Raw genomic sequence first — 25350 nt, 5'->3', positions numbered from 1 at the left:
TCAGCCTATATTTTTTTCGGGAGCGCAACTTCTTCGGACCATTTCCGTCTTGATGGATAGAAACGAAACCGCAAGGAGGAGCTCCCTATGAAAAAACATCGCTATTTTCTTTTCGCCGCCTGCGCCGCACTGGCAGGCTGCGGCCTGTTCCTATGGATGTCATCCGCCGTAAACAGACCCTTTGCTCACCTAGACTCGGCGGATCTCGCCTGCGTCACCGTCCGTCTCTCCCCGCCGGACAAAACGCTTCTTATTCCCGAACCCGGCCAGCTGGTGGAATATCTGAAGGATACCGTAATTTACCAGAGGGACGATTCCTACCAGGATTACTGTGGACAGGCCGTCACCTTCTCTCTCACCATGGCTGATGGCAGCCAGACCAGCGTCATGGCCTTCAGTCCCTTCCTTGTGATCGACGGCGTGGGGTACCGGACCAAACACGAGCCATGCGAGGCCCTCAACCGCTTTGCAAATAAGCTGCTAAACGACCCAGCTGCTCCCGTGATTTTAGAAGACCCACCCGCACTGGCCGTCGTCAGCGGCGACGCATCCCTCGGCGCTCTGCTGGGCAGCTATCAATGGCAGAGGAAAGGCGACGGGGATAGCTTTGAGAACATCCTCTCAGACAGTCCCCATCCTCTGGACTGCGGGGAGCTGCTGTCTCCCCTGGACACTGGAGAGCAGACCGCTGTTCTGCGCTTTGCGGAAGCTCCGGACGAAATCTTAAACGTGCGCTGCTGGAGCGAGGCGGATCTGGGCAGCCCGGACGCCGTCGGCCAGCCCGTGGTCCTCCGCGGGAATGAGATCGAGCTGCAGCCAGGCGGCTATATCTACGAGGTCCATGCCGCCTGGGCGCCAGAGAGCGGATATGGAGGTACTGCATCCTACTCCTTTTATGTCAAATCTACCTGGTAACGCAGATGCGGGGCACCCTCTCCCACACCTACGATAAACAGGAATTTTTCAGGGAGAAACCGGCATACTATCACCTGTCGCAGAATTTCAACCGCTCTGGGAGAATGGGATATGAACTTTGGATGCAGCAGCTTTTCCTGGAAAACAAAAGATGGCCGCCACCTTTTAGGCCGGACATATGACCAGCTTGGGGATCTGAGGGCCAACCGGGTTATCTGTGTCCCCAAAGGGTCACCCTGTCTGCCTGGGCTTCAGCCAGCCGGGCGGGAGGTCACGGCACACTATGGCTATACGGGCATGGCGGTGCTGGGATATGGGGAACCCATCCTTGTAGACGGCGTCAATGAGGCCGGACTAATGGGCGCGCTGCTCCACTACCCGGAGTACGCCATTTACCCACCAAAGCCCAGGCCGGACCAGATGGCGGTACATCCAGGCCGTCTGCTGGCATATCTCTTTGGCCTCTGTTCTGGGGTGGAGGAAGTCGCCGCTCTCTTACCCACCGTCGCACTGGTAGACGATCTCTCTCTGGGCAGCCCTCTGCCGGCCCACTATATCTTCAGTGATCGAAGCGGTGAGGCTGCTGTCCTGGAGCCCGACGCCGGCGGGCTGAAGCTCCACCGCCATACTATTGGAGTATTGACCAACAGCCCTGACTATCTCTGGCACAGGACCAATCTGCGGACCTATGTGGGGACCACCAACCTACCAAAACCGCCTCATTCCATCGCAGGGCATGAGATTCGCGCCTTCGGAGAGCGGCTAGGAGGTGGTTTTGGCCTGCCTGGGGACTATACCTCCCCCTCCCGATTTGTCCGTATGGCGTTTATGAAGGAGTTTGCCGTAGAAGGAATAGACGAATTGGACGGAGTATCCCGGATGTTCCGCGCCTTTTCCCCGGTGAACATTCCAGAGGGACTGTCCAGGACGTCCCCGGATGCCGAGGAGTATCAACAGACCCTCTGTATCTCAGTCATGTGCGCCGAAAGCGGCATCTACTATTTTTCCCCCGCGCAAAACCGACGCATCTCCGCCGTCCGACTACCTCGCGGCGCCGGGGCCATTCGACAGTTCCCTCTGGGGGAGCGCCAGGATGTGAATTATAGAAATTGAAAACCGCGCCCCCACAAGGTTAATACCTCGCAGGGGCGCTCTTTTTACGCGGCGATTACCATTTTTTCAATTGGAATCCCTCGCTCATACATCCTGACATAGATGTTCACACACTGTCGGTAGCAGGCGAAACACCGTTGGATTGTATTGGGATCGCTGTATGATTTCCAGAATCCACAGCAAGTAAAATTTTGTCCCCGGTTTTCGATGAAGCCTACCACATCCCTGAGGGGATAACCTAGAAATACACCAATCTCATGGGGAAAATCCGATTGGGCCGACAGGCGCTCCGCCAGCTGGTCCAACATTTGCTCTGTCCCGCTCCCCCTGTACCCCATCCCCACCAGAAAACCGCGGCGATCCGTCGCTCCTAGGGACTGCTCTAGCTGGCTGCCGCGGTACACATACACCAAGGCGGAGCCGGCCTCTCTCCGCTCCAGCAGTACACGGACAGACAGGCCGAGGGCCTCCAGGCGCTGGTCCCAAAACCGCACCTTCTTCCGCACGTTCTCTAAGTCCTCCGCCGTAATACAGAACAGGCTGCCCGGCTTCAGGCCCGCCAGAGTAGGGGCGCACTGTCTAACTAGCATTGCTTCAAACGTCCGATCCATGGGGCGTCTCCTTTCACAGGCAACTCGATAGTAGTTTTCCCCCGAACGGGTCAGATATCCGCTCGGAGGAATCTGTAAGGGAAAGCGGGGAGGGATCTAAATAAGCAGAACAGCGGGGTCCAGTCCTACCAGGCAGCCAGCTTTCTGCCCAGCTCCCGGCACTTCTCCTGGGCACTTGCATCAGGAGTCTCGTTGGCAATCAATCCATTTTCGTCGTAGAGATTGGCGCCATGCTCGTCACACCGCTTGCACCAATCCCGCATCCACTGTCCATCACCCCAACCATAAGATCCAAACAGGGCAATTCTCTTACCGTTCAGGAAGCTTTCTATCCCAGAGAACATGGGATCAAATTCCATCTCCTCCAACACCTCAGCCCCCATAGCGGGACAGCCAAAGGCCACTACGTTGAACTCAGAGAGACGGGCGGTGGAAAAATCGGCCGGCCCCATCAGCGTCACCTCAGCTCCGGCCTCTTTTGCCCCTTCCGCAATACAGTTGGCCATGACCTCTGTGTTCCCGGTGCCGCTCCAATAGACGATTGCTAATTTGTTCATACTTATGCTCGCTCCTTTACTTGAGGCATTCAGACAATGGTTTGTTCTCCGAAGTTAGATATAACTAACCTCCGTTTAAAAAAATAAGGTCCGCCCGTTTCGTGGTTAGTTTATACTAACTTCTTCTAAAGAATAACATAGTATATCTGATCTGTCAATCCCCTTTTCTGAAAAATTTACTTCTCCCCAGAACTGTTGACGACCGCTGAAAAATGACCATATTAGCCATGCATCCTCCTCCGCTCATAGAGCGTTTCTGTTTTGAGCAGAAGTTAGTTCTTTCTAATTTGTTGCTAAATCTCTTACGCATTTTTTGAAATACAAACAAATAGGAGAGGATTTTATGGTAAAAATCATACTGGGAATCGAAGTATGGCCCGCTCTATGTATGAGGCCCATATTAATGAGGCCAACTGTAAGGCCTGCCCCATCAAAAACCATCGGAAAGGCCTGACAGATGTCATCGTCGAGGAGACCCTGAATGATGATACCCTTTGGAATGCTGTGGCGCATGCTGGGTACCGCCTGCTGTCTATGCAGAGCGAGCCATATCAAAAAAGGGGGTGTTTTCGCAAAAGTCGCCAGCCACTGTCTTCCAACTTTTTCCGAGTCTGCCCTAGGCCCTTGCCCAGCAATTCCCAATTTAAATATTTTTCTCCGGCCATATGCGGAAGCAGATCTGTCCATCCCCCTCCGGTCCCTCCATTCTCGAATATTATATGAACGAATTGTATTTCTTTTATGAATTTTAGCACTCACCTCTTGACAGTGCTAAAGTTGGGATTATAATGGGCTTGAACCTTGAGAGAGGGGGCACATGATCCCCTCCCAAAAAGTTCCTCCAGCTCTCTCCAAGGGCCGAGCAAAGTATTCGTTATTTGAATGGAGGAATGAATTATGTCTAACAACAAGTATTTGGCCGAGCGTCTGTTTGATGACTTTTGGGGGGATGGATTTCCCACCGCTCCGATGTGGACTGGTCACGACCCTCTGTATGGCAAGCACGTTAAGAATCTGATGAAGACCGACGTACGGGAAACAGAGAATTCCTATGAGTTGGACATCGATCTGCCTGGCTTCCAGAAAGAGGAAATGACTGTGGAACTTCGAGACGGCTATCTGTCCATCCGTGCCGCAAAGGGACTTGACAAGGAGGAAAAGGACAAAAAAGGCACTTATATTCGTCAGGAGCGTTATACCGGCGCATGCAGCCGCAGCTTCTACGTTGGTGATGTGGAGCCTGAGGAGGTGTCCGCTAAGTATGAAGACGGTATCCTGAAGCTGACGTTGCCCAAGAAGGAAACAAAGGAGCTCCCCCAGCACAACCGGATTGCGATTCAGTGATTCGCGCGCTTCTTAAACTTCCATTTTTCTCTTGTACCTCTCAATACAATATCTAAAAACCCTCTGCCCATTTGAAAATGGGCAGAGGGTTTTTAGATTATGAAAAAGAACACAAGGCTTTCCTCTGGCAGAATCCGCTTTTCGTCCTTTTTTCCAAAAAGGACATATGAAATGGACAATCAAACCTTAATCTGGAATGTTAAGATATATGACGGCACAGGGGGCCAGCCGATTGCCGGATGCCCCCCTCCGTTTCCGGCCACTCTCTGCCTGCCCGTTCCGCACTATTCAAAGATGGCCCGGGACAACTGCAACGGCTGTTCGCAGCGGTTGTCGATATCCATTCCATTATCAGAGAAAACTCTGCCCTGGAAATCCGGTGCGATCTCCGTGGGAACCTTGTCCAGTTGCGCCGCAGTCCCGTTATTCCGGAACAGGTTGTATGGATTGGGAAAACTCACTTCGCCACCGCCATCGCTTTCATAATTTGTAACAGGCCGGAAGATCTATTTCTTCACTGCCGATTCTCTGGCGAACCTTTTTGGAGAGAAACAGTAAAGGAACGCTCAATGCGTTCCTCAGTACGTTAAGAAAAACTGGTCTGTATGCCATTGGCGAGATTGGGCTTTGTCCCTCCGCGCAGGGATGCCGCCGGGCTGCTTTCCCAGGTGGTCTCTGACTGCTGCGAGAGGATGAGCCTCCTCATCACTTCACCTTGAGTTCATCCAGTGGAACACAGTCTTTGGGGACAACCGGCTCATCGTCTCGCTCATTGGCCGACTCATCCACTACTCCCATATCATGATCTTCTCTGGAGAGAGCTACCGCTTCATCCAGTCTACGAGCCGTCAGACGAGTGGCGCGTGGTAAGAGCAGACTGTAGGATAAGATCGCCAGTAACTGCGCATTGCAAGGCTTGTGTTCCAATATTCTGCCTGCTAATTGTTCCAGATGGGACCGGCCTTCCTCCCATATGACGTTGCCTGCTGTGCGGATGTTTCTTTCTACAGCTTTCCAATTTGTCCGATACCTCTTTGCTACATCCGGATATACCCATTTTGTTACCAGCATCAGACGGTCCGGATGTTCCGCGCACAACTGTACTGCATAGGCAGTATAGAAGAAGCCTGTATAGTTGGCGGTGACACCAAGACGGTATAGCAGTTCATAGATCTCCATGACCTTCCTCCTCTGCAATGTCTTCCTCTGGTGGGTACGGAACTTTTTTAATCACTTCCGGGCAGTCTTTCTCTATCCCGTCTACAATTTTATCAATGGTATCTGCGGTTGGATTACCTTGTTCCGTGCGATACAGATAAAGATTGGACAGTGATATGTCAAAATCTAATGCTATTTCAGTATAAGTTTTTCCTGTGATTTCCTGATATGCTTGCAGGAGTTCAGAAATATAGCGTCTGACTCTTTTCGCCACAAAAATCTCTCCTCTCGATAATTATGGCAGAAATAGACGCTATGTGACAACTTATATATCGGAATTTTTATCCTCCGGCCATCTTCTTGAAAACGTGGAATTACTACTGAAGTACAAGAAGGGGATCTTCTCTGACCTGATGTTCCCATCCCGGAGCAAGCCGGAGCAGCCCATCGATCCGGGCTATGCGCGAAAGAGGCTCCAGATCATCCTGGAGAGCGCTGGGTGCAAGGGGGCAGATTCTTCCCTGTCTGTGGTAAAATTGTGTTCAAACGAAAAATCACCGCCGATTTGGCGGTGATTTTTCTTAAAAATGGTGGACCTGATCGGATTCGAACCGACGACCCCTACAATGCGAATGTAGTGCGCTCCCAACTGCGCTACAGGCCCATACTCAAATCTGGTCTTCACTATCTGTACAATTGATAGCAGGCCCCTTCTGGAACTATAGCCTGCCAAGCTTTATGATACATCACTTATGTGGCTTTCTTATTATATCAAAATTTTTCCCGTTGTAAAGCCCCAAAATTTCTTTTCTCCTTCTTCCGCTTTCAAGGCACCCAGGCCTCACGCACAAAAAGCAGATCCGCACTATCTTCGTTTTTGTCCAGAATCACTGCCAAAGTTTACAATTTGCTCTTTTTTATCCGTGCGGAGTGTGATATACTAATTAGGATTGTAAATCAATTCTCAGAGCATATCATACACAGAACCGAGAGGTGTTTATCCATATGAGCCTGTTTACCAAACTATTCGGCACTTCCTCCCAGCGGGAATTGAAGTCGATCTATCCCATCGCTGACAAGGTTGACGCCCTGGAGGACGAGTACAAAGCCCTCACCGACGCCCAGCTCCAGGCCAAGACCCCGGAGTTGAAGCAGCGGCTGGCCAACGGGGAAACCCTGGACGATATTCTGCCTGAGGCTTTTGCTGCCTGCCGTGAGGCTGCTTGGCGTGTTCTTGGGATGCGTCCCTACCGGGTCCAGGTAGTAGGCGGCATCGTCCTGCACCAGGGCCGTATCGCTGAGATGAAAACCGGTGAAGGCAAGACCTTGGTGGCCACCCTGCCCGCCTATTTGAACGCCCTGGCCGGAAAGGGCGTCCATGTGGTTACGGTCAATGACTATCTGGCCAAGCGTGACTCCGAATGGATGGGCAAGGTCTTCCGTTTCATGGGCCTTACCGTCGGCTTGGTCATCCACGGGGTCATGGGTGAGGAAAAAAAGGCCGCTTACCGGGCTGACATCACCTATGGCACCAACAACGAGTTCGGCTTTGACTACCTGCGGGACAACATGGCCATCTATTCCCAGGAGCTGGTCCAGCGGGGCCACGCCTTTGCTATCGTGGACGAGGTGGACTCCATCCTCATCGATGAGGCCCGCACCCCCCTAATCATCTCCGGCCAGGGAGAGAAGTCCACCCAGCTCTACACTGTGGTGGACCAGTTTGTCTCCCGGCTAAAATGCCAGCGCATCGCGAAGGTGGATGAAAAAGAGGAAGAGGACGCGGATATCGACGCGGACTATATCGTGGATGAAAAGGCCCGGACCGCCACCCTCACCGCTCCCGGCATCAAAAAGGCGGAGGCCTTCTTCAACATTGAAAACCTGGCTGATCCGGAGAACACCACCCTGTCCCATCACATCAACCAGGCTATCAAGGCCCGGGGCGTGATGAAGAAGGACATCGACTATGTGGTCAAGGATGGCCAGGTCATCATTGTGGACGAGTTCACCGGCCGTCTGATGTTTGGGCGCCGCTACAATGAGGGGCTCCACCAGGCCATCGAGGCCAAGGAGCACGTGGAGGTGGCCAACGAGTCCAAGACTCTGGCTACTATCACCTTCCAAAATTATTTTCGACTGTATGATAAGCTGTCCGGCATGACGGGCACCGCCATGACTGAGCAGGAGGAGTTCGGCACAATCTACGAGCTGGACATCGTGGAGATCCCCACCAACAAGCCTCTGGCCCGTATTGACGACCCCGATGTGGTATATAAAAACGAGGCGGGCAAGCTGAGAGCCATCGTGGCTCAAATCGAGGCCTGCCACGCCAAGGGCCAGCCAGTGCTGGTAGGCACTATCTCTATCGAGAAATCGGAAGAGCTGTCTGAGATCCTCAAGCGTAAGGGCATTAAACACAATGTGCTCAACGCCAAGAACCATGAGAAGGAAGCGGAGATCGTCGCCCAGGCTGGCAAATTTGGCGCTGTCACCGTAGCTACCAATATGGCTGGCCGCGGCACTGACATCATGCTGGGCGGCAATGCCGAGTTTTTGGCTAAGGCTGATCTGCGTAGGGCTGGCATGACCGATGAGCTCATCGCTGAAGCCACCGGCTTTGCTGAGACAGACAATCAGGATATTTTGGACGCCCGCAAGCAGTTCTCCCAGGCGGAGGCCAAGTACAAAGAGGAGATCCGGGATGAGGCGGACAAGGTCCGTCAGGCGGGCGGCCTGTTCATCCTCGGTACCGAGCGCCACGAGTCCCGGCGCATTGACAACCAGCTTCGTGGCCGCGCTGGTCGTCAGGGTGACCCCGGCGAGACCCGCTTCTTCCTGTCCCTGGAGGATGACATCATGCGCCTGTTCGGCTCTGAGCGGGTGATGAACATGATGGAGAAGCTGGGCGTGGACGAGGATACCCCCATCGACGCCAAAATGCTGTCCGGCGCCATCGAAAACGCTCAAAAGCAGGTGGAATCCCGGAATTTTCAGACTCGTAAAAACGTTCTGCAATATGACGACGTGATGAACACCCAGCGTGAGGTCATCTACAAACAGCGCCGTCAGGTCCTGGACGGTGAGGACCTACAGAATTCCATTCAGAACATGCTCCACTCTATGGTAGAAGGGGCTATCCAAGGCCATATGGGAGAACAGCGCCACATGACTGCCCAGGACTTCCACGAGGCCACTGCCCCCTTCCGCACCATGTTCCCTCTACCCCAGCTGTCTGACCAGGATCTGGAACAGTATGACGCCCAGGGGCTGGTAGAGTTGGTATCCAACACCGCCCGTGAGTTTTACGCCCAAAAGGAGCAGGAATTTGGCTCCCCTATTATGCGGGAGTTGGAGCGGGTCATTATGCTCCGGGTGGTGGACGAGCACTGGATGGACCACATCGACGCCATGACCGAACTGCGCCAGGGCATCGGACTGCGGTCCTACGCCCAGACTGATCCCGTGGTGGCCTATAAGAAGGAAGGCTACGAAATGTTCGAGGCCATGGTGGCCGCTATCCAGGAGGAAACGCTCCGCCGCCTGTTCCTGGTCCGCCTGCGCAAGAACGAAGAAGTCAAGCGGGAGCGGGTGGCCAAAGTCACCAGCGAGAGCGGGGCCGACGACGGCACCGTCCAGAAGCGCCCGGTGAAAAAGGTCATCAAGATCGGCCGCAACGACCCCTGCCCCTGCGGATCTGGGTTGAAATGGAAGAAGTGCACCTGTAAGGAGTATCACCCCGATCAGCAGTAAGTCATTGGTATTTGGTCTGAAAGGAAAACAGCATAAGCAGCATTACCCAGAGCGGCTATCTCAAAAAAGCAAAAACGAGGCCCGGAACCGACGGTTCCGGGCCTCGTTTTTGCTTATTCTTTCCTCTCATCTACTCCCTGTTTTCTAATCCACGCCGTAGCGGCAGACAGCAGGGACAGCATGAGCAGGTTTGGCGGGATAAAAAGATTGACTGCTGGATTTGACAACCCATACCCCACCAGAAAAAAGGCCAACAGTCCGGTGTACATCCCCCATGTCCCCCAGAAGCAGGCCAGAACAGGGTGCTTTTTACACCAGAGCGTCAGCCAGCCCCACACCCAGAAGGGCACACTGTATACCAATGCGTCGTCCAGCCCCCATCCCTTGAGGAAAAAAACCAGCATAAAACAGAGCAGTCCAAATACGATTAAAATCAGCCCGATTATGGTCCGCACATCTCGGCGACTGTTTTCCCCCGCTGGATGACGACGGTGGGCTGGGATAGGTCTGCCGTCGGTTCCGCACCCCGGACAAGTTGGTCCAGGGAGGTTTCGAACAGTTCGCACATCTTGACCAGCTTATCCAGGTCAGGTACACTGGCGTCTGTTTCCCACTTGGACACACTCTGTCTTGAAACCCCCAGGGCGTCGGCCAGGTCGGTCTGGGACAGGTGGTGGGCGGTGCGCTGGGCACAGATGCGCTCCCCCAACGTCATATGACATCAAACCTTTCCTATGAGATGGTCTCAGTTTACTCCAGTCGGAGGGGATATGTACACCAAGTTGGCTTGGAAAATACGCAACTGCCAGTTGCACCGTCCTCGCAAGCCCCACATCCCTCGCTTTGCCCATCGGCCAGAGCTCACTCATTCCGCTGTTCCTTCTCTCCAAACCGCGGCCACTTTGTTGGGCCGCGGTTTGAGGTCGCCTTCGGTATTCCAAAGCCAATGCTACGTCAATTTCGTTCCCACGCCGGGGATGAGACTGACCAGCCAGGCGAATGGGATAGACAGCAGGAAGAACACCAATGCAAAGAAGGGCACCGAAATCACCGGAGAGAAGTCCAGAACAGAAAACCCGAACCAACGGAACACCAGCACCCACAGCTGATGGAACAGATAGATGCCAAAGGCGTAGGAACCAAGCTCATACACCGAGCGGCGGCGGGATCGCTCCTCGCTGATGCCCAGCACATAGCGAAACAGGACACAGAGGGCCAAGGCGGTGAGGACCACATTGGGTGAAGTGTAGAGATACCACAGCTCCCTTCCTCCCCCGAAAAGGGTATTCCCCATCAGGGTGAACACCATGCCCAAAATACCCAGGAGATAGAGGATAAACTCCGGCACTCGCCCGATGGTATAATGGCGCAGATACCAGCCCGCCACATAGCAGCCCACCCACCCCAGCACCAGATGGACCCGTAGGCGCTCCAGCTGGGCCGCGAGCAAGCTATTCGGATGGTAGGCCGACCACAGAGGGAGCAGGGAGGCAAAGAGGAAGCACAGAATTAGGAAGTACCGGACCTCTCCCCTGCTGGCGGACGAGGTAAACCGGTGGATCACCGGGTGAACCAGGTAGAGGCCAATGAGGGGGTAGAGCACCCAAAGGTGGTGGTAGGTATTCCCCTTAGCGGCGGATACCAGAGCGGCCCATACTCCCGACCAGGACAGCGCACCGCCCCCCAGCAGGTGGGCAGCCACCGCATACAGGGCCCCCCAGAATACCAGCAGGCAGAAGGCCGGAAGGGCCAGTCCCAGCATCGACGAGGCGAGACGGGGCTTCCCCTCCTCCAGAGCGAACATCCCCCAAAGCATGAACAGGGCTGGGACCGTCCAAGATGTGAGGCCCTCATAGACGGACAAGATCTGCCACGGGCCGGAGCCCACGGCCACACCTCCCTGCCCCTCCTGAGCCAGCAGGAGCATGATGGCGCACAGCACAGTGAAGGCCCGGAAAAAACCGGGCCAGCCCAGATTGCGATCTCCCTTCGCCATCACTTTGCCTCCGGCACGATCTCGATCCAATACCCGTCCGGGTCGGAGATGAAATAGATGCCCATGGCGGGATTCTCAAAGCAGATGCAGCCCATCGCCTTGTGCTTTTCATACATGGCGTCATAGTCGTCTGCGCGGAAGGCCAGGTGGAATTCGCACTCCCCCAGATCATAGGGTGTGGTCCGGTCCCGGAGCCAGGTCAGCTCCAGGGTGAAATCGCTGCCGGCCTCGTCCCCCAGGTAGACCAGCTTGAAGGAGCCGTCAGCTCCCTCCTTCTCCCGCACCGGGGTCAGATTCAGCGCCTGTTTGTAAAAGGCCAGGCTCCTGTCCAAGTCCAGGACATTGAAATTGAAATGATAAAATTTTGTCACGCAAATTCCTCCTTGATAGGGGCCAGCAGGCCCGGATACACTCACTTTGCCTTCTTATCGATCCATTCGGTTCTAAATTTCGAATAGACGATTTTCTGCTCGCTGTACAGTCCATAGTAGCCGGACAGCATATAGGCCACTCCGATACACAGGGCGTGGAGGGAAAGGCCCTCGCCCCCGAAAAGCTCAAAGGCCAGCATCAGGGCGCTCATGGGGCAGTTGGTAGCTCCACAGAAAACGGCCGCCATCCCCAAGGCCCCGGAAAAACCGTGGGGCAGTCCCAGCAGCGGTCCGGCCCAGGTACCAAAGGCGCAGCCGGTAAACAGGACAGGTACGATCTCTCCGCCTCGAAATCCGGCCCCCAGGGTAAGAGCGGTAAACAATATTTTAAGTAAAAAAGCCTCCGGAATGGTTTCTCCAGACAGCATCCGCCGGATGACCGGGTCCCCCGCTCCGTTGTAGTCCTGATTGCCCACCAGCAGTGTCAGGGCCAGCACCAGCAGGGCCCCCACGGTCACTCGAAGCATGGTGCTGGGAAAATACTTCTGATACAGGCGGGGGGAGGCGTGCATCACTTTGCAGAACAGGATGGAAACCAGAGCGCACAGCACCCCCAGAACGGCTGTCTGGACCATAGTGGCGGGCCCCAACAGCGCCGCCGGACCGATCTCATACCCATGGCTGTGGATGCCGCAGAGCTGGGCTACCTGGAGGGACACCAGGGCGGCAGACACACAGGGGACAATGGCGGCGTAGTACATCACACCCACACTGACCACCTCCATGGCGAAGATGGCTGCCGTCAGCGGCGTGCCAAACAGGGCGGAGAAGGCGGCGGCCATGCCGCACATGACCATCACCCGGCCGTCCTTCTGGTCCAGCCTTATCTGCCGGCCCACAAAAGCGGCCAGGGAGCCGCCCAGTTGGAGAGCTGCCCCCTCTCTGCCGGCGGATCCCCCCACAAGGTGCGTGATGATGGTGGATAGGAAGATCAGGGGGGCGGTGCGCAACTTCATAGGCTCCGCCTCCCGCACGGCCACCAGCACCAGGTTTGTCCCCCGGTCCCGCTCCATGTGACAGATGCGGTAGATCAGTACGATGGACACACCACCTGCGGGCAGCAGCCATACCACCCGCGGCACCTCTCCCCGCAGCTGGGTGGCCCAGTCTATCCCATAGTAAAAGGCCACGCCCACCACGCCCACCAGCGCCCCGATGGAGCAGGCGTACAGGAGCCACTTCAGGAAGGAGATCCCCTCCTCTATGTGCCCCCTGACCCGGTCTGACGGCTGATACACTTCTTTCTCCCCCCTGGAGCGGCCCACATACCACCTGCCGCTTCCCTCTCGATACTCCAAATTATATCATAGAACATCGGCTTTTGCATCGGTTTTTTCCAGTCTCCTGGCAAAAGCAGGGCCCCACACACCTCCCAATTACCCTTTGGACAGATTTTAGACATTTAGATATAAATAACCTCCCTCGGTCAAAATGACGAGGAGAGGTATCTGCGCCGATAACAACTGATAGAGAATTATTCAGCATCTTGATTCGCTGGAGTTTTTAATGTAATGCCGTATACCGTATTTATTTGTAGCGGGTCGCTTTCCGCTATCTCACCATTATAGTACACAACAATTTCATCGCCAACAGATATATCGGTATAGCTGTCTTTGTTTTCCACATCTAAAGAAACTTTACAACTTGCCCCGTTAGGATATCCCTGTGTATTGATATAGATGATAATTGCGTTATCTCTTACTTCTTCCACAGTTCCGGTAATACTTGGCTCATTTTCTATGATATAATTCATGGTTCGATTGTCGCAGCCCGCTAATCCTAATATGCAGACCAAAGTCAAAAAAAGTGCTGTCCATCTTTTCATATTCATACCCCATAAAATCCAGTTTATCTTTATATTTACTGTATCCTATTTTTCTGATTTATTCAATACTCAGTGAAAAGGACGGAGTAAAAACCCATCAGTCCAAATGTAAACAGGGAGCCCACACAGACGCCCCTTGCATAACGCTGATAGATGTGCTATCATTTATTTTATATTCTTATCTATTAAGGGGGAATTTCCGTGGTTGGGGACCATATATGGCCCATCCTATTTGCTGTTAGTCTGCTGGTCAACGTACTCCTGCTGGCCCGCAAGCCGCTCCTGAGGCTGCTTCGCCGGGAGGACGAGGTATCCGAGGACGAGATCATGGCTATGGTGGAGGAGGGCGAGGAGTCCGGCGCCATCCAGTCCAACGAAAAAGAGCTCATTGAGAATATCTTTGAATTCAACAACATCACCGCAGAGGATGTCATGATCCACCGCACCGACATGGTGACCCTGGCATTGGATGAGGAGGAGGACGTCATTCTGGACACCATCCGCCAGTCCGGACTGTCCCGATTCCCGGTTTATCAAAACGACGTAGACGATATTGTGGGTATTCTATCCACCCGGGAATATCTGCTCAACTTCCACCTGCCCGATCCCAAACCCATTCGTGAGCTGCTCCGTACCGCCTATTTTGTCCCCGAAAGTGTGCCCGCCGATGTGCTGTTCCGGGATATGCAGGGGAAAAAGACCCACATGGCCCTGGTGGTGGACGAGTACGGCGGAACCAGCGGCTTGGTCACTCTGGAGGACCTGCTGGAGGAGCTGGTGGGCAACATCTACGACGAATTTGACCCCCAGGAGGAGCAGGATATCATCCGTCTGGAGGACAACAAGTGGCGTGTGTCCGGCTCCGCCGACCTGGAAGAGCTGGCCGAGGCCCTTGACTTGGACCTGTCCGACGAGGACCTGGATTATGATACGCTGGGCGGCCTGGTGTTTTCCCAGCTCTCCGTCATCCCAGACGACGGCAGCCGGCCCATAGTGGAGGCCCTGGGACTGCGTATCCAAGTGGAGGAACTGTGTGACCGCCGGGTGGAGTGGGCGCTGGTTGAAAAACTGGAGCAGCAAGTCCCCACCGGAGAGCCAGCCCCCAACAAATGACCTTTCTTTCAGGCGGAATAGTCTTGCTCCAGGGCTGTTCCGCCTGATTCTTTTCCATCAACAGAAGGAGGAATTTCTATGGACGCCCCCATCCAGGCCGTCTCCCTGACCAGAAAGCCAGGCGGTCCACTGGCCCCCACCGCTCCCTTTGGGCTGGAGCGGGCCCGCACGGCCCAGCGATTTCACGCCAGCTTCCCCCAGTATGCCCCCACCCCCCTAGCCAGCCTGAACCGTCTGGCCGCCCATCTCGGAGTGGCGGCCATCCATGTGAAGGATGAAAGCCGGCGGTTCTCTCTCAACGCCTTTAAGGTGTTGGGCGGGAGCTACGCCATAGGGCGCTATATTGCTCGGGAGCTGGGGCTGGCGCCGGAGGATCTGACCTTCTCTCTGCTCACCTCCCCCCATGTCCGGGATCGGCTGGGCCAGCTCACCTTTGCCACCGCCACCGACGGGAACCACGGTCGAGGGGTGGCCTGGACCGCCGCCCAGCTGGGCCATCGGTCCGTGGTCCGGATGCCCAAGGGCAGCTCCCCAGAGCGGCTGGCCAATATCCGGGCTCTGGGGGCAGACGCCTCTGTCACGGACCTGAACTATGACGACACCGTCCGCCTGGTCCAGCAGCAGGCTCAGGAACAGGGCTGGGTAGTGATTCAGGACACAGCCTGGGAGGGTTATTGGGATATCCCCGCCTGGATTATGGAGGGCTACACCACCATGGCCCTTGAGGCGGTCCGCCAGTTGGAGGACCGCCCTCCCACCCACCTTTTCCTTCAGGCTGGAGTAGGCGCGATGGCCGGGAGCCTGGCCGCCTTTTTCGCTGACTTCTACGGCCAGGACCGTCCCAAAGTCGTCATCGTGGAGCCCCACCGGGCCAACTGTCTGTTCCATACGGCCCAGGCCAATAACGGCCAGCTCCATCGCGTGGATGGGGCGCTGGACACGATCATGGCCGGTCTGGCCTGTGGAGAGCCCTGCTCTATCTCCTGGGATATCCTGCGGGACCACGCGGACCATTTTCTCTCTGTTCCAGACTATGTGGCCGCTCAGGGAATGCGGGTGCTGGGCGCTCCCCTGCCCGGCGATCCCCAGGTCATCTCCGGTGAAAGCGGTGCCGCCACCCTCGGTCTTGTGACCGAAGTTCTGCGCCGAAAGGACCTGGCTCCGCTCAAGGAAGCCCTGGGCCTGGGCAAAGCTTCCCGAATCCTCTGCTTTTCCACAGAGGGGGATACGGACCGGGAAAACTACCGCAACATCCTATGGGACGGCCTGTGGCCCCACCCATCAAAATAAGGAAAAGGAATGGACGGCCCAAAGCCGTCCATTCCTTTTCCTTTCCTATCCTGCTATCCGCCGTGTTGATCACCCTCTCGACACGGTTCTGACGGAGGAACCCCGTCAGCGTCACCTTGCTGCGGATACCCTCCTGACGAAAGCAATCGGCAACGGCAGGTTGGGCTTCTATCCTTCTGTTGACGCACTCCCCGGCTTGTCCTCCTTCAGTGGGATCAGGAAGGTAATGCGAGTCCCCACATCCACCCTGGACACTACCTCAAACCAACCGCCGTGGCGGTCCACGATCCACTTGGCGATGGACAGTCCCAGACCCGTCCCTCCGGTCTTTCTGTCGCGGGACTGGTCGGTGCGGTAGAATCGTTCGAAGATGTGGGGGATGCCATCGGGAGGGATCCCCATGCCCTCGTCCTGGACGGTCACTCTTGCATACCCCTGATTGTGGGACACCCGCAGATATACCCTGCCTTCGGGTGGGCTGTACTTGAGGCTGTTGTCCATCAGGATGCGCAGCAGCTGCTTCATCAGCCCCGGATCGGCGTATACTCTTACCGGCTCTCCCTCCCAACAGGGAATGAGAAGCCGGTCAGGATGAATCATCTCCTCCTCCCGCAGCACCTCACCGGCCAGGGCTATCAGGTCCACCCGCTCCCTCTTCACCGGCTGGGAATCGTTATCCCCCCGCGCCAAGAAGAGGAGCTGCTCCACCAGCCGCTCCATGGCCTGGGCCTCGGAGCGGATGGCGTCGATGGACTCTTGAAGGGCCTCCGGGTCCGACTTGCCCCACCGGTCCAGCAGGGCGGCATAGCCCTGGATTACCGCGATGGGGGTACGCAGCTCATGGCTGGCGTCGGACACAAACCGCATCTGGGCGCTGTACGCCTGGTTCACCCGGTCCATCATCTCGTTGATGGCCTGGGCCAGAGAGCGCAGCTCCTTCTGGGTCGCGGGCAGGTCGATGCGGCTGTCCAGATGGGTGGCGTCGATCTTATCCAGCTTGTCAGCCAGGCTCTCCAGCTCCCGTTTGGACATGTGAGTCATGGAGTTGAGGCGGGCCGCAGTGGCGGCTAGGTCCTGGATAGGCCGGAGCACCTTTCTGATCGACCGCTTGTTGCGGAACAGTCCGGTGACCAGGGACAAAAATTGGCATATCAGCAGAACGACTCCCGCCCAATAGCCTGTCCCGGCGATGCCGGACAGATCCACTGTGATGGCGTAGGGCTGGTCCCCATAGTACAGCTCAATGGTGTAGTAGCTGGTCAGATCCCACATACGGTAGCCATCGGCGGTCTCCTGGGCCACCGCCCCCGGCAGCCATGAGAAGCTGGAGGACGGCTGGCCCTCTGGCGGACGGTTCAGGGGGGTGATGGTATAGTCCCCCTTCTCCATCCAGGGGATGGCCTCCACCGTCGGGACACCCCGTTCCTCCACCAGAGCCGCCACGCCGGCGCACCGGTTCTCCGCGTAATAGAATACGCCCGTGGTGGCCATGGCCGCCAGCAGCAGATCCATCACCAGAAAAATCGTAAGCTGGCGCAGGAAAAAGCCGAAATTTAGCCGAAATACCAGAGAGGAATCCCGAGCGGCGGCAATGGGGTCTGCCGGCGGGGGGGATTGAAAACGGTGCTTTTTCCGGGCCATAGGCACGCCTCCTCTCTGTGCGGTCTGTTCTTTTCAGGGCCTGTACGCACCCATTTTCTCTGTAAAACGGGATGGGCCGTGATTCAGACCCGTGGCGCACGGCCCCTCAGCAGTCCTTCATCCAATCCCGAATAGCCTCAAGATGCTCAAAGGCGACGCGGCTCCCGCCCTTTACCAGCAGATCCAGCTGGGCCTGCTCCTCAGGGGTACGGCGGCTGCCCTTGTCTTGCAGGGATTCCCGCAGAGATTTTGTGGCCATACCCACCATCCTACGCTTCAGCCAGCTCACTTTCTTAGGGGCCCAGCCCCCCTGCAAATAAAAAATAGGGGCGTTTGGCACATAGTTGGCTCTGGAGATGGTTTCCAGCACCTGCCGGCCAGAGGGGGAGAGCCCCACGCCGCACACGCCCCTGACCTGATATCGCTTCACCGCCTGGTCCACACCCTCGATGTGGCCTGCCATCAGGGGACCCATATAGAATATCTCAGTACCTGACTCCAGACTGCGCTCCGCCTCAGTGACGCTGTACACCTTTATTTTTTCCGCTCTGCCCAGCATTTCGGCATATTCCCTGGTAAAGCCGGTGTTGGAACGGTAGACGATGACCATGGCTCTCTCTCCTTTTTCTCCTGACGGTATGGCGGGTCGCGCCCCTTACTCCTCTTTGATCACATAGCCCACGCCCCGGACCGTGTGAATCAGCTTGATGCCGAAGGCCTCATCAATCTTGCTCCGGAGAAAGCGGATATACACGTCCACCGAGTTTGTCTCTCCCACAAAGTCAAAGCCCCAGACACTGTCCAGCAGGGCCTCACGGGTCAGGACCCGGCCCTTATTTTCCAGCAGGTGGCGGAGCAGGTCAAACTCCTTTTTGGTCAGCTCCACCTCCTGGCCCCTCACTGTCACCCGGCGGCTCTCCACCTCCATTGCAAGGGGACCGACGGCCAGCATCTGGCTGTCCCGGCCACTCTTGGTCCGCAGGGCCGCCCGGATGCGGGCCAGCAGCTCCTCGATGGCGAAGGGCTTTGTAATATAGTCGTCCGCGCCAGAGTCCAGGCCGGACACCTTATCCACTACGCTGTCCCGGGCGGTAAGCATGATGACGGGGACCTGACTCTCCCGCCGCAGGCGGCGCAGCACCTCCATGCCAGACAGCTGGGGCAGCATGATGTCCAGCAGCACCAGGTCAAACGCCCCGCTCAGGGCCAGCTCCAGCCCTTTTCGGCCATCAAAGGCTTTCTCCACAGAGTACCCCTCATATTTCAGCTCCAGCTCCACCATGCGGGCCAGCTTCTCCTCGTCCTCCACCAGGAGGATGTGCTCTGCCATCTCCATCACCTCAGACCTTTTTATTCTTCCCGCTCTTTGTTCCGGTCCTGTCTGCCCGGCTCATCCGAGTGCCAGTCATGCTTCAATTCCTCCATGACCTTGTGCCCAATGTCGGCGGCGGTATCGGCCACCGTGCCCATCATGTCATTCAGCTCGTCCCGCTCCAAGTCCGGGCCGGAGAAGCGGTACCGAAAGCCCAGGAACAATCCCAGCACCAAAGCGGGCAGCACCACCCAGGGGGCGCAGATGACCAGCAGGACCAGGATCAACACCGGCAGGGCCGTGACCGGCTTGTCTTTTCGCCAGATCTCCAACTCATTTTCGATCAGCCAGCGGCGCAAGGTGTGGAGCAGGCCCCTGACTGCCCCTCTCTCTGGCTTTACCACGACGACTTCCATACTGCCGCCCTTTTTCTTTTTCTCTTTCTTTTCCTTCCGCTCCCCACCCTGAGAGGCGCTGTCCGCGGCGGAGGCGGGCTGGGGGGAAGTTCCCCCCCTGGTGGAGTAGTAAGCCCCCTCGGGCCGTGGGATCATTCCCCTCTCCTCCAAATAGATCAGGGCGTCCAGCAGGTTGCCTCCGCTGTACTCCAAAGCCTCCTTGGCCTGGGCGTAGCTCACGTCCGCCTTTTCCCGCAGGCGCTCCACCTGCTCCAACGTGATATCCATGATGGGAACTCCTTTCCTCCGGAGTGGTCGATTTTTCTCTATGGTCAGGATACCACACCAGTGTTGAAAGGGAATTTACCGATCCTTAAAGTTTCATTAAAGAACGCACCCTTTGGCTGTCTTGCCCATTGGATTATACTATGATATAATGATATCCGCAACCAGAAGTCGAAAGGAGGAGCGCCCATGGACCTGAAAAAAAGAATGATCTCGCTGCTGCTGTCCCTGGTCCTGTGCGGGGCAGTCTTTGTCCCCCCCGCCTCCTCCGCCTCCTCCACGGTATACTTCACTTCCATCAACGACAATTTACGCCCCTTGACCGCGGACACCATGCCTACCTGGTCCGGCGGCGTCCTGTATGTGCCCTATACGGTCTTTCTGGCCCAGTACAACGGCGGCTTCAAGCTGGTGGATGTGGATTACAGCTATATTCACACCAGCACCACCCACAAGCTCACCCTGTACACGTTACAACAGATGCTCACCTTTGATCTGAAAAACGGCACCTGCCGGGAGGAGATCTCCGGTGAGAGCTATCCCGCTCAGGCCATCATGCGAAATGGCATACCCTACCTGCCTGTGGTCATGGTATGCAACTTCTTCGGTCTGGATTTCTCTTATACCGCCTTCAGCCAGGGCTACCTGGTCCGCATCAACAACGACTCGGTGGTCCTGTCCGACGCCAAGCTGATCGACGCGGCCAGCAACCTGATAAACCGCTACCTCCGTGAATATAACCAATCCATCAATCCCGCTCCCGATACCACTACTCCCACATCCCCTCCCACCGAGCCGGATGAGTCCAATACCACGAACGTATCCACCTATCTGGCCTTTCTCTGTAAGGATGGCCAGGGACTTGATCAGATTCTGTCTGCCCTGGACAGCGCAGGCAATCAGGCACTATTCTTCTTTACCCCAGAGGCCCTGGAGCAGGAGGATGACCTGGTACGGCGGATTCTGGGTACTGGGCACAGCGTCGGTATCCTGGCGGAGGGAGGAACCCTGGACCAGACCCGCGCGCTGCTGGAGGAGGGCAACCGGGCTTTGGAGCATCTGGCCTACACCCGGACCACGGTGGCGTATGTCCCTGACGGCCAGCGGGAGCTGCTGGAGCTGGAGGGGTGGGTGTGCTGGGACCAGACCATGGCCCTCTCCCCATCTGGTACCGTGGGCCCCAACACCTTCGCGGTCAACACCCTCAACCGCCTGGAGGGCCGTACCAGGACTACTTATCTGACTTTAGAGGGAGGGGAAAATACCGCCCGAATCCTGTCCGCGCTGCTGCGTCAGCTTCGGTACGAGCATTTCGTGGTATATACCCCGATGGAGACCAGACTATGAGAGAGATCGACCTTCGTCATACATATTCCGCCGCCGGGAAGGAGGCCCTTCGGGCCAGGCAGGTCCGACACCTGGAGGCCCGGCTGCGGGACTTTGGACCTGACGGCCCGGAGGTGCTGGAGGCGGACCAGGCATCTGGAACCATATTCGCCCGTTTTCCCGGCCGCTCCACGGAAAGCGTGGTTGCGCGGTTGGAGCGGGACCACGGCATTTTGGTGGACCTGGAGGGGGATCGGGCGGTCTTTCACCTCTCTCCCCAGGTAAGCTTTGAAGCTCTGGACTATGTCTGGGGCTGCCTGTTCCAGATATTGGAGTAATATCCCATCCGTCCTATCTATGGAAAAAGCCGCGGCTCTTAGGCCGCGGCTTTTGGGTTATCTGGCTTTCAGCATCCGGCTCGCATTTAAGATGGCGATGACAGATACGCCCACATCGGCAAAGACAGCCATCCACATATTGGCCCGGCCAACGGCGGACAGCCCCAGCACTAGGAATTTCACCCCCAGAGCGAACACCACATTTTGCCGCACAATGGTCAGCGTTTTCCGGGCGATGCGCACCGCCACGGGCAACTTGCGCAGGTCGTCGTCCATCAGGACCACATCGGCCGCCTCGATGGCCGCGTCAGAGCCCAGGGCCCCCATGGCCACCCCGATGTCCGCACGGGACAAGACGGGGGCGTCGTTGATACCGTCCCCCACAAAGACCAGGTTCTCCTTTGGGCCTTTGGAGCGGAGCAGATCCTCCACCCGCTCCACCTTGTCCCCAGGCAGAAGCTGGGCAAAGAACTGATCCAGCCCCAACTGATCCGCCACCGCCTGAGCGGCCCCCTGGCTGTCGCCGGTGAGCATGACGGTCCTTCGGACCCCGACCTGCTTGAGCTCCCGCAGAGCCTGGGCGGACCCCTCCTTCACCTGGTCGGAGATAACAAGGTGTCCAGCGTATTCCCCTTCCACCGCCACATGGATGACGGTCCCAGGGTGTTGATGGTCCGTGGTCACCGGAATATTCTCCAAGTCCATCAGCTTCTGGTTCCCCGCCAGCACCTCCCGGCCGTCCACCTTGGCCCGGACCCCGTGGCCGGCGATCTCCTCCACGTCGCAGACCCTATTCTGCTCTGGAACACCGCCCCAGGCCTTGACGATGGACCTGGAGATGGGGTGGGTAGAGAACTGCTCTGCCAGGGCGGCGGTTTCCAACAGCTCCTCTGGAGCGCAGTCTTTGGGGTGGACTCCGGTGACAGCAAAGGTGCCCTTAGTCAGAGTGCCTGTCTTGTCCAGCACCACGATTCCGGTATTGGCCAGGGCCTCCAGATAGTTGCTCCCCTTCACCAGGATACCCTGCTTGGATGCTCCGCCCAGCCCGCCAAAAAAGGACAGGGGAATGGAGATGACCAGGGCGCATGGGCAGGATACGACCAGGAAGTTCAGGGCACGGGGGACCCACACCCCCCACCGGCCAGTCAGCAGGGAGGGAAGCAGCCCCAGGGCCAGGGCAGCAAAAACCACAGCAGGGGTATAGTACCGGGCGAATTTGGTTATAAAATGCTCCGCCTGGGCCTTTTTCTCGCTGGAGTTCTCCACCAGGTCCAAGATACGGGCCACGGTGGACTGTCCGTAGGGCTTACTCACTTTCACATGGAGCAGGCCGGACAAGTTGACACAGCCCGATATCACCTCATCCCCCGGCTCCACGTCCCGTGGCAGGGACTCGCCGGTGAGAGCGGCGGTGTCCAGAGCGGAGCTCCCTTGGGTGACAGTCCCGTCCAATGGCACCCGCTCCCCCGCCTTGATAACGATGATATCATCCACCTGGACCTCCTCCGGATCCACCTGGACCAGTTGTCCCTCCCGCTCCACATTGGCGTAGTCCGGGCGGATATCCATAAGCTCGGAGATAGACTGGCGGCTGCGGCTGACGGCCACGTTCTGGAACAGCTCGCCCACCTGGTAAAACAGCATCACTGCCACGCCCTCGGCGTATTCGCCCACTGCCATAGCACCCACGGTGGCGACAGACATAAGGAAGTTTTCATCAAAGACCTGGCCGTTTTTAATATTGCGCACAGCTCTCCACAGTACATCCCAGCCAATGACCAGATAGGGGATCAGAAACAGGTACAGCCTGGGGAATGCGTAATAGGGTTCGCCAGCCTCATTCACCAGGGGCTGACCGAAATAAGGCCACATATTAAATGGTACCTCGATCTCCGGCAGCAGGGCGGCGGCGGCCAGCAGGACAAAGCTGAAGATAATACGCCAGAGCGTCTTTTTCTGCTTTCTTGTCATGGCGAAAGCTCCTCTCACAGGGATATGGACATGGGTGGCCTTAGGCCGCCTCACGTTTATTTCAGTACAATCTCGCAGTCGGGTTCTACTTTTCTGCACACCTTGACCGCCTCCTTGACGATCTGATCAAAACGGGCATCGTCCCCCTCTATGGTCATTTTCTGGGTCATAAAGCTGACAGAGGCGGAGGTAACGCCGTCAATCTTCTTGATGGCCTCCTCCATCTTAGCGGCACAGTTGGCACAGTCCAGGTCAATCATCTTATACGTCTTTTTCATTGTATACTCTCCTTTTCTCGATCCATTGGATCGCGGCATACAGGTTACTCCTCGATATGCTCCATTCCCTGGCTTAAGATGCGGACTACATGTTCGTCCGCCAGGGAATAATAAACTGTCTTGCCCTCCCGGCGGAATTTGACCAGCTTGCTGCTCTTCAGCACCCGGAGCTGGTGGGACACGGCGCTCTGGGTGACCTCCATGAGCTTGGCGATATCACAGACGCACAGCTCTCCCTCCAGCAAGGCGTACAGGATCTTGATTCGGGTGCTGTCCCCAAATATTTTGAACAGCTCCGCCAAGTCATACAGCTCCTCATCCGGGGGGAGCAGGGCGCGCACCTGGTCCACCGCGTCCACATGGACCCGGTCCTCCTGGCAGCAGGGGATAACTTCACGCTCCATTCTCTCATCTCCTCTCAATATATGAACATTTATTCATATGTTGATATTATAATAGCGTACCTCTTCTCTTTTGTCAAGAGGCCGGGGGAAATTTCATTTCCTGTCTTTCCAACAAAAATCTTGCTGTTCAGACAAAAACAAAATATAATGGATCTGTTAAATATTTTTTCTCTACCAGGGAACTTTTTTCTTCCGCCCTCGTCAAACTAGTCGTAATCCCCATCAGGGGAACCCCATACCATCCCCAAGAAAAGGAGATCAATACCATGAAACGACGTGTATTCGCTCTGACTTTGGCGCTGTCCATGGTCCTGCTGGCCGCCTGTGGTCCCAAGGGGGAGGATAACTCCTCCGGCAATCAGTCCTCTTCTACTGGCAGCAATTCTGACATGAGCACTATGGCCCCGGACGGCTCCACCTCCATCCCCGACAGCTCCGCTCCGGATGCCTCTCAGCCGGACGGCAGCCAGCCGGACGGTTCTGGGAGCACCTCCTCTGATAGCTCCCAGCCCCCTGTGGACGAGCCCCAGGCACAGGCCTCCCTGTCCCTAAACCGCAGCGACTTTACCCTGTTCAAGGCGGGAGCCACCTTCCAAATGAAGGCCAAGGCTGATCCCGCCGGCGGTGTTCTGGCCTGGAAATCCAGCGATGAGTCTGTGGCCACTGTGTCTGACAAGGGCCTGGTCACCGCTGTGGCCGTTGGAAACGCCACTATCACTGTTACCGACAGCGAAACGGGCCTGACCGCCTCCTGCATCGTCCGGTGCAACTGGGAGGAACAGAAGCCCGAGGAGGGTGGCCCCGCAGATGGCAGCGATTCCTCCAGCGGCAACTCCTCCGGCGATACTTCCACCCCTGCCGGCAACGTGGACCTATCCGCCTTTGCTAGCGATATCATGGGCCAGTATGAGTTTGGTATGCTCCAACTCTTAGACGCCGATCTGATGGAACAGCTCTATCCTGGCATGGGCGCGGTAAGCGCGGAACAAAAATTGATCTATGGCACACTGATGACCATGAACAACGGCGAGTTCGGCCTGGTCCAGGTGAAGGACAGTAAGGACGTGGATACTGTGAAGTCCATCTTCCAGACCCGGATCGATGGTATGATCAACGGAGGAGCCTGGTATCCCGAACCCACCCGGATCTGGACCGAAAACTCCCGTGTTGTCAGCAACGGCAACTATGTCATGATGGTTGTCCATGAGAACTGCGACGCCATCGTAGACGCCTTCAACGCCCTGTTCTGATTCGAAGCAAAAGTCCCTATCCCCAGCGTTATAATCCATATGAT

At 56.5% G+C, this 25350-nt stretch carries 28 protein-coding genes, 1 tRNA gene and 1 pseudogene; 11 read left to right on the top strand and 19 right to left on the bottom strand.

Going from position 1 to position 25350, the window contains the following annotated elements:
* Positions 1-87 precede the first annotated feature (87 nt).
* Entirely contained in the window at positions 88-915 is an 828-nt protein-coding gene (locus MCG44_RS04550; RefSeq protein WP_240287031.1) for a hypothetical protein, read from the top strand.
* 111 nt (positions 916-1026) lie between these two features.
* The gene (locus MCG44_RS04545) at positions 1027-2028 is read left to right on the top strand and encodes a linear amide C-N hydrolase (RefSeq protein WP_186852766.1); all 1002 of its coding nucleotides are present in this window, start codon (positions 1027-1029) and stop codon (positions 2026-2028) included.
* A 44-nt stretch (positions 2029-2072) separates the two neighbouring features.
* On the opposite strand, the gene MCG44_RS04540 is transcribed toward MCG44_RS04545, so the two are convergent.
* Positions 2073-2639: a DUF3793 family protein gene (locus MCG44_RS04540; RefSeq protein ID WP_240287029.1), complete on the bottom strand. Its 567-nt coding sequence runs from the start codon at positions 2637-2639 to the stop codon at positions 2073-2075.
* A gap of 125 nt (positions 2640-2764) precedes the next feature.
* Entirely contained in the window at positions 2765-3196 is a 432-nt protein-coding gene (locus tag MCG44_RS04535) for a flavodoxin (protein ID WP_240287027.1), read from the bottom strand.
* A gap of 897 nt (positions 3197-4093) precedes the next feature.
* Here MCG44_RS04535 and MCG44_RS04530 point away from each other — a divergent pair.
* A complete protein-coding gene (locus MCG44_RS04530; RefSeq protein ID WP_147570761.1) occupies positions 4094-4540 on the top strand; it encodes an Hsp20/alpha crystallin family protein in 447 nt (148 codons plus the stop codon).
* A gap of 284 nt (positions 4541-4824) precedes the next feature.
* Here the strand turns inward: MCG44_RS04530 and MCG44_RS04525 are convergent, their stop codons facing one another.
* Positions 4825-5001 (bottom strand): hypothetical protein, encoded by a 177-nt coding sequence (locus tag MCG44_RS04525; RefSeq protein ID WP_240287025.1) that lies wholly within the window; start codon positions 4999-5001, stop codon positions 4825-4827.
* 262 nt (positions 5002-5263) lie between these two features.
* Here MCG44_RS04525 and MCG44_RS15100 point away from each other — a divergent pair, with 262 nt between their 5' ends.
* The gene (locus tag MCG44_RS15100) at positions 5264-5410 is read left to right on the top strand and encodes an ATP-binding protein (RefSeq protein WP_412531150.1); all 147 of its coding nucleotides are present in this window, start codon (positions 5264-5266) and stop codon (positions 5408-5410) included.
* Positions 5411-5479: 69 nt separating this feature from the next.
* On the opposite strand, the pseudogene MCG44_RS15095 reads toward MCG44_RS15100, so the two are convergent.
* Together MCG44_RS15095 and MCG44_RS04515 are read right to left on the bottom strand one after the other, a co-directional pair.
* Positions 5480-5719, bottom strand: a pseudogene (locus MCG44_RS15095) (sporulation initiation factor Spo0A C-terminal domain-containing protein); the annotation flags it as partial.
* Positions 5706-5972: a hypothetical protein gene (locus tag MCG44_RS04515; protein WP_240287021.1), complete on the bottom strand. Its 267-nt coding sequence runs from the start codon at positions 5970-5972 to the stop codon at positions 5706-5708. The gene MCG44_RS04515 and the pseudogene MCG44_RS15095, both read right to left, overlap by 14 nt.
* A gap of 94 nt (positions 5973-6066) precedes the next feature.
* Between MCG44_RS04515 and MCG44_RS04510 the strand changes: the two genes are divergently transcribed.
* Positions 6067-6273, top strand: a complete 207-nt coding sequence (locus MCG44_RS04510; protein ID WP_240287019.1) for a hypothetical protein — start codon at positions 6067-6069, stop codon at positions 6271-6273.
* A 13-nt stretch (positions 6274-6286) separates the two neighbouring features.
* Here the strand turns inward: MCG44_RS04510 and MCG44_RS04505 are convergent.
* Positions 6287-6362, bottom strand: a tRNA-Ala gene (locus tag MCG44_RS04505).
* Positions 6363-6703: 341 nt separating this feature from the next.
* Between MCG44_RS04505 and secA the strand changes: the two genes are divergently transcribed.
* A complete protein-coding gene (gene secA / locus MCG44_RS04500) occupies positions 6704-9451 on the top strand; it encodes a preprotein translocase subunit SecA (protein ID WP_240287017.1) in 2748 nt (915 codons plus the stop codon).
* A gap of 113 nt (positions 9452-9564) precedes the next feature.
* Here secA and MCG44_RS04495 read toward each other — a convergent pair whose 3' ends face one another.
* From MCG44_RS04495 to MCG44_RS04470, 6 genes are all read right to left on the bottom strand, one after another.
* Positions 9565-9906, bottom strand: a complete 342-nt coding sequence (locus MCG44_RS04495) for a hypothetical protein (protein WP_240287015.1) — start codon at positions 9904-9906, stop codon at positions 9565-9567.
* Positions 9894-10166 (bottom strand): helix-turn-helix domain-containing protein, encoded by a 273-nt coding sequence (locus MCG44_RS04490; protein WP_240287013.1) that lies wholly within the window; start codon positions 10164-10166, stop codon positions 9894-9896. The genes MCG44_RS04495 and MCG44_RS04490 overlap by 13 nt, the downstream gene beginning before the upstream one ends.
* A 234-nt stretch (positions 10167-10400) precedes the next feature.
* On the bottom strand, positions 10401-11447 hold the full coding sequence (locus tag MCG44_RS04485) for an acyltransferase (RefSeq protein ID WP_240287011.1): 1047 nt from the start codon (positions 11445-11447) through the stop codon (positions 10401-10403).
* Positions 11447-11818: a VOC family protein gene (locus tag MCG44_RS04480; RefSeq protein ID WP_147570798.1), complete on the bottom strand. Its 372-nt coding sequence runs from the start codon at positions 11816-11818 to the stop codon at positions 11447-11449. Before MCG44_RS04480 ends, MCG44_RS04485 begins: the two co-directional genes overlap by 1 nt.
* A gap of 41 nt (positions 11819-11859) precedes the next feature.
* Positions 11860-13176, bottom strand: a complete 1317-nt coding sequence (locus MCG44_RS04475) for a chloride channel protein (protein WP_263858375.1) — start codon at positions 13174-13176, stop codon at positions 11860-11862.
* Positions 13177-13352: 176 nt separating this feature from the next.
* Positions 13353-13703: a hypothetical protein gene (locus MCG44_RS04470; protein WP_186852773.1), complete on the bottom strand. Its 351-nt coding sequence runs from the start codon at positions 13701-13703 to the stop codon at positions 13353-13355.
* 201 nt (positions 13704-13904) lie between these two features.
* Between MCG44_RS04470 and MCG44_RS04465 the strand changes: the two genes are divergently transcribed.
* Together MCG44_RS04465 and dpaL are read left to right on the top strand one after the other, a co-directional pair.
* Positions 13905-14816, top strand: a complete 912-nt coding sequence (locus tag MCG44_RS04465; RefSeq protein ID WP_240287009.1) for a hemolysin family protein — start codon at positions 13905-13907, stop codon at positions 14814-14816.
* Positions 14817-14894: 78 nt separating this feature from the next.
* Complete coding sequence (dpaL, locus tag MCG44_RS04460; RefSeq protein ID WP_240287007.1) at positions 14895-16106, top strand: diaminopropionate ammonia-lyase; 1212 nt, start codon at positions 14895-14897, stop codon at positions 16104-16106.
* Positions 16107-16274: 168 nt separating this feature from the next.
* Here dpaL and MCG44_RS04455 read toward each other — a convergent pair whose 3' ends face one another.
* The 4 genes from MCG44_RS04455 to MCG44_RS04440 form a co-directional block, all read right to left on the bottom strand.
* Positions 16275-17747, bottom strand: coding sequence for a sensor histidine kinase (locus MCG44_RS04455; RefSeq protein WP_240287005.1), 1473 nt, complete (start codon positions 17745-17747; stop codon positions 16275-16277).
* Positions 17748-17853: 106 nt separating this feature from the next.
* Positions 17854-18357: a hypothetical protein gene (locus MCG44_RS04450; protein WP_240287003.1), complete on the bottom strand. Its 504-nt coding sequence runs from the start codon at positions 18355-18357 to the stop codon at positions 17854-17856.
* Positions 18358-18402: 45 nt separating this feature from the next.
* Positions 18403-19077, bottom strand: coding sequence for a response regulator transcription factor (locus tag MCG44_RS04445; RefSeq protein ID WP_147570803.1), 675 nt, complete (start codon positions 19075-19077; stop codon positions 18403-18405).
* Positions 19078-19097: 20 nt separating this feature from the next.
* Positions 19098-19742, bottom strand: coding sequence for a ubiquitin (locus MCG44_RS04440; RefSeq protein WP_147570804.1), 645 nt, complete (start codon positions 19740-19742; stop codon positions 19098-19100).
* A gap of 186 nt (positions 19743-19928) precedes the next feature.
* Here MCG44_RS04440 and MCG44_RS04435 point away from each other — a divergent pair, with 186 nt between their 5' ends.
* Complete coding sequence (locus tag MCG44_RS04435) at positions 19929-21086, top strand: hypothetical protein (RefSeq protein ID WP_240287001.1); 1158 nt, start codon at positions 19929-19931, stop codon at positions 21084-21086.
* Positions 21083-21403, top strand: coding sequence for a hypothetical protein (locus tag MCG44_RS04430; RefSeq protein WP_147570806.1), 321 nt, complete (start codon positions 21083-21085; stop codon positions 21401-21403). The genes MCG44_RS04435 and MCG44_RS04430 overlap by 4 nt, the downstream gene beginning before the upstream one ends.
* Before the next feature lie 57 nt (positions 21404-21460).
* On the opposite strand, the gene MCG44_RS04425 is transcribed toward MCG44_RS04430, so the two are convergent.
* The 3 genes from MCG44_RS04425 to MCG44_RS04415 are packed head-to-tail and all read right to left on the bottom strand — an operon-like array spanning position 21461 to position 24056.
* Entirely contained in the window at positions 21461-23374 is a 1914-nt protein-coding gene (locus MCG44_RS04425; RefSeq protein ID WP_147570807.1) for a heavy metal translocating P-type ATPase, read from the bottom strand.
* Positions 23375-23430: 56 nt separating this feature from the next.
* Entirely contained in the window at positions 23431-23652 is a 222-nt protein-coding gene (locus tag MCG44_RS04420) for a cation transporter (protein ID WP_147570808.1), read from the bottom strand.
* 44 nt (positions 23653-23696) lie between these two features.
* Entirely contained in the window at positions 23697-24056 is a 360-nt protein-coding gene (locus tag MCG44_RS04415) for an ArsR/SmtB family transcription factor (RefSeq protein ID WP_186852778.1), read from the bottom strand.
* A gap of 266 nt (positions 24057-24322) precedes the next feature.
* Here MCG44_RS04415 and MCG44_RS04410 point away from each other — a divergent pair, with 266 nt between their 5' ends.
* Positions 24323-25306, top strand: a complete 984-nt coding sequence (locus MCG44_RS04410) for an Ig-like domain-containing protein (RefSeq protein ID WP_240286999.1) — start codon at positions 24323-24325, stop codon at positions 25304-25306.
* Positions 25307-25350 lie beyond the last annotated feature (44 nt).

This window comes from Lawsonibacter sp. OA9, assembly GCF_022440585.1.
The sequence above is the reverse complement of the archived record's forward strand: the minus strand, read 5'-3'. Positions and strand labels throughout refer to the sequence as shown.